The sequence below is a fragment of the Exiguobacterium sp. s50 genome (assembly GCF_018618175.1).
GTDB lineage: Bacteria > Bacillota > Bacilli > Exiguobacteriales > Exiguobacteriaceae > Exiguobacterium > Exiguobacterium chiriqhucha.
The window spans coordinates 14,429-30,480 of sequence record NZ_JACSLP010000007.1 but is presented as its reverse complement, the minus strand read 5'-3'; the positions used below and the strand labels follow the sequence as shown (position 1 = coordinate 30,480).

Here is a 16,052-nt window from a genome sequence, read left to right as displayed (position 1 = left end):
TCACATCTCGTGATGCGTTTTCGAGCGGCTCGTCGAGTAAACGATGTGACCGTCGACGATGGTCATAATCGGCTTCGACATGTAGTCGAGCGGGAAGTGGCTCCATAGGACAAGATCGGCATCTTTGCCGATTTCGAGCGAGCCGATGCGGTCGTCTACTCCGAGCGATTCAGCCGGATGAATCGTGATGGCGCGGAGCGCGACGTCGACGGGAAGCCCTTCGCGGGCAGCAAGACCGGCGCACAAATTCAAATATTGAACCGGCGTATAAGGATGGTCCGTCGTGATGGAGACGATCATATCGTGCTCATGTAAGATTCGGTACGTCTCCCACGTCTTGTTTTGGAGCTCGATTTTCGACTTCCGTGTGAACGTCGGTCCGACGGTGACATGTTTGACACCGAGTTCGCGCAACTTTTCGGCGACGAGATGTCCTTCCGTACAGTGCTCAATCCGATAATCGAGGTCAAACTCTTGTGCGAAGCGGACAACCGATAAAATATCGTCGGCGCGGTGGGCGTGGACACGAATCGGCATCTTGCGATCGAGCGCCAATTGAATCATCTGGCTACCGAACGTGCCGATCGTCTTTGTCGAATCAACGGTCCGGAACGCTTCACGCAACAAGCCCATGATTCCCATCCGGGTCAACTCGCCGGATTTCCCCATGCTGTGGACGCGCTTCGGGTTCTCGCCGAGCGCGAGTTTCAGGCCGGCATAGCGGCGGAGCACCATGTCCTCGATGAAGCGGCCATGGGTTTTGATGACACTCGTCACGCCGCCGATGACGTTCATACTGCCAGGCATGACTTGGACGGCCGTCACCCCGGCCATGAGCGCTTCCCGGAAGCCCTCATCGAGCGGATAGACGCCATCGATGGCCCGTGCGTGCGGGGTCATCGCCTCGACGGTCTCGTTCGCATCGTTCCCGACTGAACCCGTCCCTTCGTCATACAGTCCGAGATGGGTGTGGGCATCGATGAAGCCGGGGAACAAGAAGTTGCCTTCGGCTTCGATGACCGTCTCTCCGTCGAGCGGGTCCAACAAGTCCGCCATCTCGACGATTTTGCCGTCTTTGACGCGAAGGTCCCCGTAAAAATGTGGTGCGGTGATCGGATAGATATGGGCGTTACGAATTAACAAATTACTCACGTGCTAGCTCCTTTCAAGTCAAATGAAGTAGTTGTTTCAGGGCGGGTTCTAACGTTTCATAACGGAACCGGAAACCGTGGTTGAGGGCTTTCGTCGGAACGACTTTCGCTCCTTCGAGGACGATGACGCTCTTCTCTCCGAGTGCGAGCTTGAGGAGCGGCGCCGGGGCGGGTGCCCAGTGGGGACGATGCATCACCCGGCCTAGCGTCTTCCCGAATTCGTCCATCGTGACAGGCGTCGGTGCCGTGCCATTGACGGGTCCCTCGATCGTACTCGTCTCGAGGATATGGACGAACAGACGGACGAGGTCGTCTAAATGAATCCACGGCACCCATTGCTTGCCGGAGCCGAGTCGTCCACCGATACCAAGCGTGTACGGCAACTTCATGAGCGGGAAGGCGCCGCCGTCATTCGATAAGACGACACCGGTCCGCATCGTGACGAGACGGATGCCCATGTCTTGAACGGGTTGCGCCTCTTTCTCCCACAACACGCAGACGTTGCCTAAAAAGTTGGTTCGGTCGGGGAGCGGTGTCGCTTCCGAATACGTGATGGATCGATCTTCACCGTATATCCCGATGGCGGACCCGCTGATGACGACGCTCGGCTTGCGTTTCATATTTTTAATGATGCGGACGACTTCTTTCGTCCCATCGATCCGACTTTGAAGAATGGCTTGCTTTTGTTTGTGCGTCCAACGTCCGTCGTTGATCGAGGCTCCTGCCAAATGGACGATGGCATCGACGTCTTGAAGCTCGGATTCAGGATGACTATCGGGCGTCATCCATTCGACGAACGAGATCCCTCCTTGCCGCGGACGTGGGTGGCGCGTCAATACGACGACTTGATGTCCGGCTTCGGCGAGCGCGCGTACGAGCGGTCGGCCAATCAATCCGGTACCACCAGTGATTGCTATTTTCATGGGTCTCCCTCCAATATCCTTTAAGCGATTTCAAAACGGGTATGAGGACTATAGGAATGTCTTGTACAGATAATACCCCTTCTTCTAACTTATCAAAAATCCTGCCCGAACGGGGAACGTGATATGTTAGAAGCAGGAAATGGAGGGATTTTGTGAAAATCGCCAAGTTTACGACCCAGAAGAAAAATCAAGATCGATTGAACGTCTTTGTCGAAAAGGACGGACGGGAGGAATTCGCGTTTGCCATCGACCTCGACGTCTTCATCAAATACGAATTGACGAAAGGGATGGAACTCGAGGACGATTTCGTCCGGGACGTCCTTCAAGCGGAAGAAGAACAGAAAGCGTACAAAGCGGCCGTCAACTATTTATCGTATCGAATGCGTGCCGTCTCAGAGGTGCGTGACTACCTCGTGAAGAAAGAGATAGATGAGTCAGCCATCAAACGCGTCATTGAACGCTTGATTGAACAGCGCTATTTGAACGATGCCGAGTTCGCCAAAGCTTACACCCAGACAAAGTTCAATACGAGCCCGAGCGGACCCGTGAAAATCAAACGAGAACTCGCTCAGCTTCAAATCGCTCCGGATCTTATCGAAGACGTCATCGCCGCCATCTCGCACGAAGACCAGCTTGAAAAGGCCGGAAAGTTCGTAAATCGGAAACAAATGGAAACAAATCGCCGTTCCGCCACAGAAGTGCAACAAAGAATTCAACAAACCCTGATGCAAAGGGGATTTTCGTTTGATATCATTTCAGAGGCGATTCTCACGTTTTGGGAGAACGAGGATGAGGACGTTGAACTTTCAGCTTGTCTGACACAGGCTGAAAAACTGAATCGAAAGTTTAGCGGGTACGCCCCATATGAGCGGAAACAACGGATGAAGATGCAGCTTCGTCGCAAAGGTTTTCCGTATGAGGTGATCGAGAGGGCGTTAGAGAGGCTCGCTGAACAAGAGTCATAATGGGAGATGTTTTTACGGTAGGGGAAAAAACTGAAAAGGTGGGTCTACATTGACGATTTTTGAATGGATTACAGCACTGATGCCGATTGTGGCAGTGCTCATCTTATTGGTCATTATGCGTTTACCGGCGTCGGTTGCGATGCCACTATCTCTTGTCTTGACGGCTGGACTTGCGTTCTTCGTCTGGCAGCTCGACGCGACGCGAATCATGGCGGCGACGCTACAAGGACTTGTCATCGCCGTTACGACAGTCTGGATTGTTTACGGTGCGATTGGAATGATGAATACGATGAAAGAGGGCGGCGGCATGAACGCCATCCGTTCCGGCTTCATCAACATTACGCCCGATCCCCGGATTCAAGTGCTCATCGTCGGTTGGTTGTTCGTCTCATTCATCGAAGGCGCATCTGGTTTCGGTACACCGGCCACGGTTGCGGCACCACTGTTAATCGCACTCGGCTTCACGCCGATCGCTGCCGTTGTCATCGCCTTGTCGGCAAACGTATCGGCCGTCACGTTCGGCGCGGTCGGAACACCGGCCTTAATCGGGATTGGGAACGGGCTGTCACTTGACGTCAACCAACCCGAGACGATTGAGTTTTTGACAACCGTCGTCTTGCAGACGGTGCTCATCGATATGTTCGTTGGTCTTTTTATCCCATTCATTTTAATCTTGATGCTGACGCGATTCTTCAGTAAAGAAAAATCGATTAAGCCGGCGCTCGAAGTATTCCCGATCGCGATCGTCGCGGCGCTCGTCTATAGCATCCCGGCCTACATCTGGACGCTCATCCTCGGATTCGAGTTCGGGGGTATGCTTGGTGCATTGACGGGTCTCATCATTCTCGTCACGATGGCACGCAAAGGCATCCTCATGCCGAAACGGTTATGGACGTTCGACGGCTATGCCGATGAAATCGATCAACCGCTCGAGAAGCCGTCCGTCGGCAAAGGCAAACGCGAGCTTCCGCAATGGAAAGCGTGGGCCCCTTACTTGATTTTAACGATTTTCCTCGTGTTGACGCGGACCGTGCCGTTCTTGAACGAACTGACGCGTAGCGTCCGCATCGATTTGCCGAACATTTTGAGTATCGAAGGCATCTCGACATCGTGGGAACCGTTCTATTCACCAGGCTTCATGTTCATCTTGACGATGATTGCGACGTTCTTCCTCCATAACATGAGTTGGTCGCAAGTGACCTCGGTGTTTAAAGCGACGACGCTCGGTGTCGTCGGGACGGCGATCACGCTCGCTGCTTCCGTGCCGATGGTTCGGATTTTCATTCATTCGGAAAATGGTGGGGCAGGTCTCGCTTCGATGCCGGTCGAACTCGCAACGGCTGCGGCCGACACGTTCGGTGGCGTCTGGCCGCTCGTCGCACCGTGGATTGGTGCGCTCGGGGCGTTCGTTTCCGGGTCGGCTACGTTCTCGAACATGATGTTCTCGAGTTTAACGACGAATGTCGCCGAGTCGGTTGGAGTCAACGAGACACTTGCCTTGTCGATGCAGATGGCGGGGGCGAACGCCGGTAACATGATTTGCGTCTTGAACGTCGTCGCAGTCGCCTCGGTGGCAGGGCTCCTCGGAAAAGAAGGAACGATTATCCGCTATACGCTCATGCCAATGATTTATTACGTGACAGCGACCGGTCTTGTCGGTTTGATGCTCGCTGCATTCTTCTTGTAAAAAGTTACAAATTATTTACGATAATAATATTGACAATTTTCTGAACAGTCTGCTAAGGTTTTAGTAGATTTTCAAACTATGAACAGAGAGGAGCCAGCATGATGAAGTACATCCCAACACTACAACGCACACACACAACATCATATGGCTACTCGTATTTGACTGCATAATTTGGCAGCTGGATAGGGGTAGTGTCCTTTCCCTGACCATGCAAAAGACTGAAGACTCAGAAGCGTACTTCATCCGATTGGTTGCACAATCAGGTGACGTGCGCTTTTTTGCGTGCGCGGAAAGGACGAAAGGGGGAATCAGTCATGAAACTGATTAAACAATTAGATTGGTTTATTAAAAGACAAAAGCGGACGTATATCGTCGCCATCATCTTGTTGATTATCACCGGGGTCGTCGATATGCTCCCGCCGTGGATCATCGGACAGGCGATTGATGCGATTCGCGAAGGCAGCCTGACGACAGAACGGCTTGTTATGATTGTCGGGTCATTGCTCGGCATCATGGTATTATCGTACGTCCTTTCGTATGTATGGATTGCCCGCCTCTTCGGGACGGCGTTCCTGCTCGAGAAAAAACTGCGGGCCCGATTCTTCGGACATCTGCTCCGGCAGACACCGCGCTTTTATCAACAGCACCGCACGGGTGATTTGATGGCGCTCGCGACGAACGATTTGAAAGCGGTGGAACGGACGGCTGGATTCGGTGTCATGACACTCGTCGACTCGTTCAATATGACACTCATCGCTCTCACCATCATGGGAGTGTTCATCGATTGGAAATTGACGCTCGCGGCACTCCTGCCGATGCCGCTCCTTGCCTGGTCGATGAATAAGCTTGGCCGCCAAATCCATGCCCGCTTCACAGCGGCGCAGGATGCGTTTGGCGTGATGAACGACCAAGTCGTCGAATCGATTTCAGGCCTTCGGGTCGTCCGCTCGTTCGTCCAAGAAGACGCGGATACGAAAAAGTTCGATACAATCACCGACGACGTCATGGCCAAAAACATGCACGTCGCCAAAATCGACGTCTTGTTCGAACCGGTCATTAAACTGCTCGTCGGCTTGAGCTATTTGATCGGGTTGTCGTTCGGCACGTACCTCGTGTTCACGAATGACATCACGCTCGGACAGCTCGTCTCGTTCAATATTTATCTCGGGATGCTCATTTGGCCAATGTACGCGTTCGGGGAACTGATTAACGTCGTACAACGGGGAACGGCTAGCCTCGAACGAATCGAAGCGACGATGAACGAGACACCGGATGTCGTCTCGACCGGCACGGTCGAAGTCGGCGTCCCGGAGAAAATCACGTTCAAATCATTGTCGTTCCAATATCCAGGATCGACCCGCGCCTCGCTCGAAGACATCGTTTTGCACGTGTCGCGTGGTGAGACGATTGGGGTCGTCGGACCGACCGGGGCCGGCAAGACGACGCTGTTGCGTCAATTGCTTCGGGAGTATCCGATTGATGACTCGTTACTCGTCAACGGTGTCCCGATTCACGACATCAAACTCGATACGGTACGCGGTTGGAGCGGTTACGTCTCGCAAGAACATTTGCTGTTCTCGAAGACGGTCCGCGACAACATCTTGTTCGGCTCAAACGATGCGTCGGCACAAGATCTCGAGACGGCGATCCGGCTCGCGGCGTTCGATACCGATATCGAACATTTGGAAAACGGTCTCGACACGGTCGTCGGGGAGCAAGGGGTTATGCTCTCGGGCGGTCAGAAACAACGGCTCTCGATTGCCCGCGCCCTCTTGAAAGATCCAGAGATCCTTTTGCTCGATGATTCGCTTTCAGCGGTCGACGCCAAGACGGAAGCGCGCATCATCGATTCGGTCCGGACGAGCCGGGCCGAACAGACGACGTTCATCGTCGCGCACCGCCTATCCGCTGTCGCCCACGCCGACCAGATTCTTGTGTTACAAGACGGTCGCGTGACGGAACGGGGCACGCATGACCAACTGATGGGACGACGCGGTTGGTATTATGAACAATACGTTCGACAAGGAGAGTCGGAGTAATCCGGGAAAGGGGGAATCTCTCATGATCGATCAATATGAATTAGATCCAGTCCGCAGGAAGAAAACGATCCGTTCACTCGTCGGCTATGCCAAACAAGTGAGACGCTCGATTTTCCTCGGTTTGACCTTACTATTTTTAGCGGTCGGCGCCGAATTGGCCGGACCGTACATCGCCAAAATCATCATCGACGACCACATCGTCGCCATTGAGCGGGATTGGGTACAAGTCGAGTCAGGCGGGAGTGTCGCTTTTGACGGAAACTCCTATGAAAAAGAGACGAGGGTTGACGGAGAGACGGTCGTCCGTCCCGTCTCGATCGTGCAGACGACAGACGGCTATTATCTCGTCCCTGACGCCGTCATGAGTGGTGGCGTCCGTGAGGTCGAAGATGGTGTCCTCACCATTACACGAAGCGAAGAGACGGCAACGTATGACAACATCGTGCCGCTCTCGTCGACCGATGTCTTCCGCTTTTACGAGACGGATTTGCGGGCCGTGCTATTGCTGTCTGGTCTGTACGTCGTCTTGCTTCTTATCGCGGCAGGGTTGAACTGGGGGCAACAGATGCTCCTCCAACGCTCGGCCCATAACATCGTCAAAACGATGCGCCTTGACGTCATGCGGCATTTGCAGACGATTCCGGTCCGTTACTTCGACCAGACGCCAATCGGGAAAATCGTCAGCCGGGTCACGAACGACACCGAGACGATTCGCGACCTATATTTGGGCGTCCTCGCACGTGTTTTCCAAAGCGTCGTCATGATGATCGGAGTCTTGATCGCCATGTTCTTCTTGGACGTGCGCCTCGGTCTCGTCTCGCTCATCATCATCCCGGTCGTCATCGTTTGGATTAAATTGTTCCAACGCCTGTCGACCCGGAACAACTTCCGTGTCCGCGCCCTCGTCGCGGATATGAACGCCCAATTGAATGAGAGCATCCAAACGATGCCGATCATTCAGTCGTACGTCAAAGAAGATCTCGTCTATGACGAGTTCAACGAGAAAAACAGTGACAACTTCCAAACAAGACGGAAGCTGCTCAAACTGGATGCACTCATGTCGCACAACTTGGTCAACTTCTTCCGCAACATGGCACTCGCCTTACTCATCTGGGTCGTCGGTGCGCAGACGCTCGGAACGGGGAGCGTGCTCACGCTCGGGATTTTGTACGCCTATATCGATTACGTGTCACGGATTTTCGAACCGGTGACGCAAATCATGAACCAGCTGTCTCCGCTCCAACAGGCACTCGTCTCAGCAGACCGGATGTTCCAGTTGCTTGACGAGAAAGGGGAAGACGTGTCGGCGGAACGAATCGCTCGCTTTAAAGGTGAGGTCGTGTTCGACGATGTGTCGTTCAGCTATGAAGCCGGGAAACCGGTACTCCAACACATCGATATCCATGCGGCACCAGGTGAGACGGTGGCGCTCGTCGGACATACCGGCAGCGGTAAGAGTTCGATCATGAACTTGCTCATGCGCTTCTATGACCCGTCAGAAGGAACGCTCAACATTGACGGTATGGACGTGACGAAACTACCGACCCAAGCCGTCCGGGCCCATCTCGGCATCGTGCTTCAAGACCCGTTCTTGTTCACAGGCTCGATTCGGACGAACGTGACGCTCGGCGACGAGACGATTTCGGACGACCGCGTATGGCGCGCATTGACGGCGGTCGGAGCCAATCGTTTCGTCAAACAGTTGCCACACGGGCTAGACGAGCCGGTCATCGAACGCGGCGCCTCGCTCTCGAGCGGAGAGCGCCAGTTGATCAGCTTCGCCCGCGCCCTCGTCTTCGACCCGGCCATCCTCGTCTTAGACGAAGCGACGGCAAGCGTCGATTCAGAGACGGAAGCACTCATCCAAGACGCGCTCAAGACGCTCACGTACGGCCGGACGACGTTCGTCATCGCGCACCGTCTCTCGACGATTCGGGAAGCGGACCAAATCCTCGTCCTCGACCACGGTCACATCATCGAGCGGGGTAACCATCAGTCGCTCATCGCGGCAGGCGGCGTTTACGCCCGGATGCATGAGCTGCAAAGTAAACAACAAGCCATCAGTTGAGGAGGTATTATGGAGATTATCGGAAAGCATAACCGGGCCAAAGTATTCAATGAACGGATTGACGATACGACGCGGGCCCAAATCCAAACGCTCGTCGACCAACCGTTCACGAAAGGCGCCTCGATTCGAATCATGCCGGACATGCATGCCGGCAAAGGGTCGGTCGTCGGGACGACGATGACGATTCACGACAAGGTCGTACCGAACCTCGTCGGCGTCGACCTCGGGTGTGGCATGCTCTGCACGGAAATCAAGGTGAAGCGAATCGACTTTCAACGGCTCGACGACGTCATCCGTCAATATGTACCGAGCGGGATGAACATCCGGGATACAGCACACCCATACGCCTCTGAGCTCCCGCTCGAGGACGTGCGGGCGCCGTATAAGCTGGACCGGGCCCTCCGCTCGGTCGGCACGCTCGGCTCGGGCAATCATTTCATCGAAGTGAACCGGGACGAAGCCGGACGCACGTTTCTCGTCATCCACTCCGGCTCACGCCACCTCGGTGTCCAAATCGCTGACCATTATCAACAGTTGGCGGTCGAGCACATGATGAAGACGGTCGACATTCGAGACGAGATTGAACGGATGAAGGCAACGGGACGGCAACAGGACATCTCGGCCTATCTCGAGACGGAGCGCGAGGCACGGAAACGTTTCCGCGACCTCGCCTACGTCGAAGGGGAAACGATGGAAGATTACATGCACGACGTGCGCATCGCACAGCAATATGCGGCCGCCAACCGTCTCGCCATGACCGACGTCATCGTCGAGGCGATGAACTGGAACGTCGTCGATCAATTCGATACGGTCCACAACTACATCGATCACGACGCGATGATGCTTCGAAAAGGGGCCATCTCGGCGCGGGACGGCGAGCGGGTCATCATTCCGATGAACATGCGCGACGGTTCGCTCATCTGTACTGGCAAGGGCAACCCCGACTGGAACTTCTCGGGACCACACGGCGCCGGTCGCGTCATGTCACGCTCGGCCGCGCGAAAACGCGTCGACTTCAACGAATTTAAAAAGTCGATGGCAGATGTCTGGTCAAGTTCGGTCCGACCATCGACGATTGACGAGTCACCGTTCGTCTATAAGTCGATGAAGGAAATCGTCCGTTATATCGAGCCGGCCGTCACCATCAATCAAATCATCAAACCGCTCTACAACTTCAAGGCGAACTGAACATCGTTTCAGTTTCGCCTTTTTCTTTTCTGAGAAAAATCTGATACGCTACAAGAGAGGTGAGCGAAATGGAAAAACGATTGAGCGATTTATCAAAATATGAGCTCGAACAAGAGATTCGAGCGCTTCATGAACGGAAGCGGAAAGCCGAACAGATGGGCATGGTCAGTGAAATCGAGGTCGTCTTGCGACGGATCGCGATTGCCGAGAGTTATTTGATTGACCCGAAATCGTTCAAGCCGGGGGCGACGTATATCGTCAACTATAACGAGCGCCCGTTCCGTTTGAAATTTGTGAACGGCGTCATGGGCTGGGGGACGTTCGAAGGGGAGACGGCTGAACATGCGATTCCGCTCTCGGAGCTGTCGGAGGTGAAAGCATGAACCGGACCGAACAATACGAGCGCTTGGCAGAAATCTTGAAACAGAAGAACGATGTCTTGAGCGAGCTCGAGGCGTTGACGTGGGTTGAAGTGCTGTGGGAGGATTTTGAGACGACGCTCGCCCGTGCCGGTGAACCGTATCCTGGGGAAGCAAAATCGTTCCAATACGTCGTGCAACAAATCGATGCGTACGGCCCCCAGCTCCACCTGTTTCAAACGAAAAATGAGAAGTTCAAACACTTGATGTCCAAGCGCGACATCCATTAAAAATCACGCCGGAAATCGGCGTGATTTTTTACTTGCAAACTGCACACAATCCGTTATAATAAAGGTCGCTATTAGTTCGCTTTGTAGTTAAGTATTTATAAACTTTCTTTAGTTGGAATCATCTTTCACTAAACTTGAATCAAAGCTGAAAGGAGGGATTGTGACTTGGAAGTCGGTCAAAAAATCAAGCGGCTCCGCGTCAAGAAAGGGCTGACGCAAGAAGAGTTGGCCGAGCGCACGGATTTGAGCAAAGGCTATATTTCTCAAATCGAGCGTGATTTGAGTTCACCTTCGCTTGAGACACTATTCGACTTGTTGGAAGTGCTCGGATGTTCGCCGAAAGAATTTTTTGATGAAGATGTGAATCAAAAAGTGATCTATACCGAGGACGATCGGACCATCTACGTCGACGAGGAGCGGAAATATCGGACTGAATGGCTCATCCCGGAATCGAACGAAAAAGAGATGGAACCCATTTTACTAACGTTCTCGAAGCAGGGCGAGTTCAAACGATATGAGCCGTCGCGATCGGAGACGTTTGTCTATGTCCTATCGGGGCACATCGCGCTAAAACTTGGCAATCATACGTACTTCGCCAAGACCGGAGAAACACTCTATTACGTCGCCTCCGATTCGCATCAACTCGTCAATGACTACGACGGCGAGAGTGAATGTTTAATCGTCGCGACCCATTCATATTTATAAGGGAGGAACTGAAATGAACCCAGAAACGATTATTCGCTTTGACAATGTGTCGAAGCGTTACGATGACACCGTCGTCTTAGAAAACATCAGCTTCGAGATTGAGAAAGGGAAGTTCTACACGTTGCTCGGGCCATCTGGATGTGGGAAGACGACGATTTTACGCTTAATTGCCGGCTTCACGGATGCGTCAGCAGGCGATATCCAGTTCAACGGGAAACGCATCAACGACGTCCCGGCGAACAAACGTCAAGTGAACACCGTGTTCCAAGACTATGCGCTCTTCCCGCACTTGAACGTGTTCGAGAACGTCGCGTTCGGTCTGCGCATCAAGAAGATGAAAGAAGCGGACGTGAAGACGAAAGTCGAACAGGCGCTCAAATTCGTCAACTTGAAAGGGTATGAGTCACGTGAAATCGATGAGATGTCAGGCGGGCAGCGCCAACGTGTCGCCATCGCCCGGGCCATCGTCAACGAACCGGAAGTCATCTTGCTTGATGAACCGCTCTCGGCGCTCGATTTGAAACTCCGGACCGAGATGCAATATGAGCTCCGCGAATTGCAACAGCGTCTCGGCATCACGTTCATCTTTGTCACGCATGACCAAGAAGAAGCGCTCGCGATGTCGGATGAGATTTTCGTCATGAATAACGGGAAAATTGTACAAAGCGGGACACCGACTGATATTTACGATGAGCCGATTAACCGTTTCGTCGCCGATTTCATCGGGGAGTCGAACATCGTACCGGGCGTCATGCCAGAAGATAACGTCGTCACGTTCGCCGGGAAGACATTCGATTGCGTCGACCAAGGGTTTGACCGCAACGAGAAAGTCGAGGTCATCATCCGTCCGGAAGATTTAGAGATGACATCGGTCGAATCTGCGAAACTTGTCGTCGACGTCGACTCGCAACTGTTCCGAGGCGTTCACTATGAGATTTGCTGCTATGACCAAGAAGGCAACGAATGGCTCGTTCATTCGACGAAAAAATCGGTCGTCGGTTCGAAAATCGGCCTCACGTTCGATGATGAGGCGATTCACGTCATGCGCTTAGGAGAGACGGAGGAAGAGTTCGACCGTCGTCTCGAGTCCTATGAGGAGGTCGCTCATGAATCAAACTAGTCAAACCGCGAAGACGGTCTATTTGACGACCTACTGGTTATGGATTGCGCTGTTCGTCATCGCGCCGCTCCTGCTCGTCGTCTACTACTCGTTTTTTGATATCGAAGGGAACTTGAGTTTAGAGAACTATCAGATGTTCTTCACGTCGACGTATTTGACGATGACGTTATCTTCTTTCTGGTATGCGTTCTTGATTACGTTCTTCTCGCTTTTGATCGGGTATCCGACCGCCTATTTATTGACGAAGACAAAGCATAAGCAACTTTGGCTTTTGCTCATCATTTTGCCATCATGGATCAACCTATTGCTCAAAGCCTATGCGTTCCTCGGCATTTTCGGGACATACGGCATCACGAACCAGTTTTTAGAGGCCATCGGTATCGGGACACGACAGATTTTGTTTACGGACTTCAGTTTCGTGTTCGTGTCAGTTTACATCTTCATCCCGTTCATGATTTTGCCGATTTATAACGCCATCGAGAAGCTCCCGCCGTCGCTCGTCTATGCGTCGCGCGACCTCGGGGCCTCGAACTGGACGACGTTCCGCCGGGTCATCTTCCCACTTACGCTCGACGGTGTGAAGTCAGGGATTCAAATCGTCTTCATCCCGGCGTTGTCGCTCTTCATGATCACTCGACTGATTGCTGGGAACCGAGTCATCACGCTCGGGACGGCGATTGAACAACAATTCCTCGTCACGCAAAACTGGGGCATGGGCTCGACGATTGCCGTGTTCTTGATTTTGGCGATGGTCCTCGTCATGGTCATCACACGTGACTGGGGCGCGAAAGGAGCGGTGCGTCGATGAAACCGAAAAAATTTAAATTAGCCAACCTCTATTTGATAGCGGTGTTCTTCATCCTCTATGCACCGATTCTCTATTTGGTCGTCTACTCGTTCAACAGTGGCGGGACGATGAGTAACTTTGAAGGCTTTACGCTCGATTGGTACAAGTCGCTCTTTACCGACACGCGCCTGCTCGTTATCGTCTTGAACACGATTGTCATCGCCTTGCTGTCGGCGACGATTTCAACCGTGCTCGGCGTCATCGGGGCGCTCGCTATCTATACGGCGCGACAACGCTTCACGAAGACGTCACTCTTATCACTCAACAACGTGTTGATCGTCAGTCCGGACGTCATCATCGGGGCGTCGTTCCTCATCTTGTTCACGATGCTCGGGATTCAGCTCGGCTTTTACTCGGTGCTATTGGCGCACATCGCCTTCTCGGTACCGATTGTCGTCATCTTGGTCTTGCCGAAGCTGCAAGAGATGAGCCCGACGCTCATCGATGCGTCGCGTGACCTTGGGGCAAGTACGTGGGACGTCTTGACGAAAGTCATCTTGCCGTATATCACACCGGGTATCTTTGCCGGGTTCTTCACGGCACTCACGTATTCGCTCGATGACTTTGCCGTCACGTTCTTCGTGACCGGAAACGGCTTCACGACACTTGCCGTTGAAGTCTACTCACGCGCCCGTCAAGGCATCTCGCTCGAGATTAACGCCTTGTCAGCCATCTTGTTCTTGTTCACACTCATTCTCGTCCTTGGGTATTATGTGCTCGCCCAACGCGGTGGTAAAGCGAAGGAGGTAAGACGATGAAAAAATTGGTCATCATGTTGACGGTACCGGTCGTCGTCAGTTTCGGCCTCTTGCTCTGGGTGTATCAAATCAATATGGCGCAAGGGTTCGGCGGCGATAACACGCTCGTCGTCTACAACTGGGGCGATTATATCGATGAAGACTTGATTGGAGAGTTCGAGGAAGAGACGGGCTTGAAAGTCATCTATCAGACGTTCGACTCGAACGAGGCGATGCTCACGAAAATCGAGCAAGGCGGTACGGCGTTCGACATCGCTGTCCCATCGGATTACGCCATCAGTAAAATGATTGAAGAAGACCTGCTCTTGCCGATCGATTATGACAAGCTCGAGAACTTCGATAACATTGACCCACGTTTCCTCGACAAGTCGTTCGACCCGGGCAACACGTACTCAGTCCCTTACTTCTGGGGGACGGTCGGCATCGTGTATAACCCTGAACTCGTCGACGGTGAGATTACGTCGTGGAACGACCTATGGGACATGCCGCTCGAGAATGACATCTTGCTTGCAGACGGGACCCGTGAAGTGATGGGCTTCGGTCTGAACTCACTCGGTTACTCGCTCAACACGACGGACAAAGATGAGCTGCTCGAAGCGGAGAAGAAGCTCGAGACGCTCTGGCCGAACATTAAAGCGATCGTCGGCGATGAAATCAAGATGCTCATGGCCAATCGCGAAGCGGCCGCGGCCGTCGTCTGGTCAGGTGACGCCTCCGAAATCATGTACGAGAACGAAGAGTTGACGTACGTCATCCCGGAAGAAGGGACGAATCTCTGGTTCGACAACCTCGTCATTCCGAACACATCGAAAAACGTCGAAGGCGCGCACCAGTTCATCGACTTCATGCTTGACGCGGAAATCGCGGCCCGAAACACCGATTATGTCGGATATTCGACACCGAACGAAGCGGCACTTGAATTTTTAGATGAAGAAGTGACGTCAGACGAACGTTTTTATCCGACAAAAGAAGTGACGGATGAGCTCGAAGTGTATGAGAACTTAGGCAAACGCATGAACGCGTACTACAACGAACTATACTTGCGCTTTAAAATGCAGAGTAAATAAAAGGAGTCCCGCTCACCGTGAGCGGGACTTTTTTGGATGGGACAGCCCATCACGTCACCCGTTGCTTGGCGGCGATATGGGCTTCCTTGACGGCTTCGTCAGCAGATGCGAATTGGAGCAGGTGCTCGTAGATGGCCGTCTGTTCCGCCAACGTCAACCGGGCCTCACCTGGCAAGGCAATCTGTTGTTTCCATGTCTTCCGGTTCAACACGGGAACGTCCGCCACATCAATGCGCTTCAAGGTCGACCGGTCGCTGAAGACGATCCAAGAGTGTAATAGACTCCGCTCCACAGCAATCGTTTGTTCCATCGCTTTCATATGTAACTCGTTTTGTTTGATCGGATTGAAAAACCGGAACTTCTTTCGGTTCGGCATCGATTGGGTCCAATGCCGTTCTTGTTCATGTCCAAAAATCCAGCCGCTATAATTTTTCGACTCAATCACGTGGACACCGCTCTGGTTGATGAACACCACATCGATTTCAGTCGTACGCTCTCGATTTTTTGGATGGGGCAAATATAGATTCGTCAATATGAAGGGATTCGGGACGCGCTCCTCGATGGCGGCGACACATAAATATTCGCCGTATAAGCCGGTGTCTTGAACGACTTTGAAATAGCTGTGTCCGGTCTGGGCGAAATAGCGGCTCCGTTTATAACGCTTGACCTTCGTATACAATATACCGCTCATCACCAGGAACAGAGGACCGAATAGACTGACCAATGAAATCATCATACCGTTAAGCATGCTCGTGAGAAGCTCGGACATAGGCTGCCTCCTTTCGTGTCTCTTTTTACTATATCGAATCGAGTCGATTGTTAGGTTGGTTTTTGGGTTAAATTGGAAATGTGATTTTGAGAAAAGGGTGCCCTTTGACTAAAAAA

Annotated in this window: 15 protein-coding genes; 12 read left to right on the top strand and 3 right to left on the bottom strand. The window is 52.8% G+C overall.

Translation table 11 applies throughout. The annotated features are described in order from the left end of the window. Together KNP68_RS10825 and KNP68_RS10820 are read right to left on the bottom strand one after the other, a co-directional pair. Positions 1 to 1,152 (bottom strand): amidohydrolase, encoded by a 1,152-nt coding sequence (locus KNP68_RS10825; RefSeq protein ID WP_021067762.1) that lies wholly within the window; start codon positions 1,150 to 1,152, stop codon positions 1 to 3. 13 nt (positions 1,153 to 1,165) lie between these two features. Beyond that, the gene (locus KNP68_RS10820; RefSeq protein ID WP_021067761.1) at positions 1,166 to 2,074 is read right to left on the bottom strand and encodes a TIGR01777 family oxidoreductase; all 909 of its coding nucleotides are present in this window, start codon (positions 2,072 to 2,074) and stop codon (positions 1,166 to 1,168) included. 152 nt (positions 2,075 to 2,226) lie between these two features. Here KNP68_RS10820 and recX point away from each other — a divergent pair, with 152 nt between their 5' ends. The 12 genes from recX to KNP68_RS10760 all read left to right on the top strand — a co-directional run bounded on the left by recX (position 2,227) and on the right by KNP68_RS10760 (position 15,167). Then, positions 2,227 to 3,039 (top strand): recombination regulator RecX, encoded by an 813-nt coding sequence (recX, locus tag KNP68_RS10815; RefSeq protein ID WP_021067760.1) that lies wholly within the window; start codon positions 2,227 to 2,229, stop codon positions 3,037 to 3,039. A gap of 49 nt (positions 3,040 to 3,088) precedes the next feature. Then, entirely contained in the window at positions 3,089 to 4,726 is a 1,638-nt protein-coding gene (locus tag KNP68_RS10810) for an L-lactate permease (RefSeq protein WP_214756669.1), read from the top strand. Positions 4,727 to 5,040: 314 nt separating this feature from the next. After that, positions 5,041 to 6,765: an ABC transporter ATP-binding protein gene (locus KNP68_RS10805; protein WP_214756668.1), complete on the top strand. Its 1,725-nt coding sequence runs from the start codon at positions 5,041 to 5,043 to the stop codon at positions 6,763 to 6,765. A 22-nt stretch (positions 6,766 to 6,787) separates the two neighbouring features. After that, positions 6,788 to 8,833: an ABC transporter ATP-binding protein gene (locus KNP68_RS10800; protein WP_214799562.1), complete on the top strand. Its 2,046-nt coding sequence runs from the start codon at positions 6,788 to 6,790 to the stop codon at positions 8,831 to 8,833. A gap of 6 nt (positions 8,834 to 8,839) precedes the next feature. Continuing rightward, the gene (locus tag KNP68_RS10795) at positions 8,840 to 10,021 is read left to right on the top strand and encodes an RtcB family protein (RefSeq protein WP_029596018.1); all 1,182 of its coding nucleotides are present in this window, start codon (positions 8,840 to 8,842) and stop codon (positions 10,019 to 10,021) included. A 68-nt stretch (positions 10,022 to 10,089) separates the two neighbouring features. After that, a complete protein-coding gene (locus KNP68_RS10790; RefSeq protein ID WP_021067755.1) occupies positions 10,090 to 10,404 on the top strand; it encodes a YfhH family protein in 315 nt (104 codons plus the stop codon). Beyond that, a complete protein-coding gene (locus KNP68_RS10785) occupies positions 10,401 to 10,670 on the top strand; it encodes a YfhJ family protein (protein ID WP_021067754.1) in 270 nt (89 codons plus the stop codon). Before KNP68_RS10790 ends, KNP68_RS10785 begins: the two co-directional genes overlap by 4 nt. Positions 10,671 to 10,835: 165 nt before the next feature. Further along, positions 10,836 to 11,375: a helix-turn-helix domain-containing protein gene (locus KNP68_RS10780; protein WP_029596017.1), complete on the top strand. Its 540-nt coding sequence runs from the start codon at positions 10,836 to 10,838 to the stop codon at positions 11,373 to 11,375. A gap of 13 nt (positions 11,376 to 11,388) precedes the next feature. Next, positions 11,389 to 12,495, top strand: a complete 1,107-nt coding sequence (locus tag KNP68_RS10775) for an ABC transporter ATP-binding protein (protein WP_029596016.1) — start codon at positions 11,389 to 11,391, stop codon at positions 12,493 to 12,495. After that, positions 12,482 to 13,303 carry an ABC transporter permease gene (locus KNP68_RS10770; protein WP_021067751.1) on the top strand — a complete coding sequence of 274 codons (822 nt, stop codon included), beginning with the start codon at positions 12,482 to 12,484 and terminating at the stop codon, positions 13,301 to 13,303. The genes KNP68_RS10775 and KNP68_RS10770 overlap by 14 nt, the downstream gene beginning before the upstream one ends. Continuing rightward, the gene (locus KNP68_RS10765; RefSeq protein WP_029596015.1) at positions 13,300 to 14,100 is read left to right on the top strand and encodes an ABC transporter permease; all 801 of its coding nucleotides are present in this window, start codon (positions 13,300 to 13,302) and stop codon (positions 14,098 to 14,100) included. The genes KNP68_RS10770 and KNP68_RS10765 overlap by 4 nt, the downstream gene beginning before the upstream one ends. Next, positions 14,097 to 15,167 (top strand): ABC transporter substrate-binding protein, encoded by a 1,071-nt coding sequence (locus KNP68_RS10760; protein WP_029596014.1) that lies wholly within the window; start codon positions 14,097 to 14,099, stop codon positions 15,165 to 15,167. Before KNP68_RS10765 ends, KNP68_RS10760 begins: the two co-directional genes overlap by 4 nt. Positions 15,168 to 15,216: 49 nt before the next feature. On the opposite strand, the gene KNP68_RS10755 is transcribed toward KNP68_RS10760, so the two are convergent. Further along, the gene (locus tag KNP68_RS10755; RefSeq protein WP_029596013.1) at positions 15,217 to 15,936 is read right to left on the bottom strand and encodes a nuclease-related domain-containing protein; all 720 of its coding nucleotides are present in this window, start codon (positions 15,934 to 15,936) and stop codon (positions 15,217 to 15,219) included. Between the last annotated feature and the right edge of the window lie 116 nt (positions 15,937 to 16,052).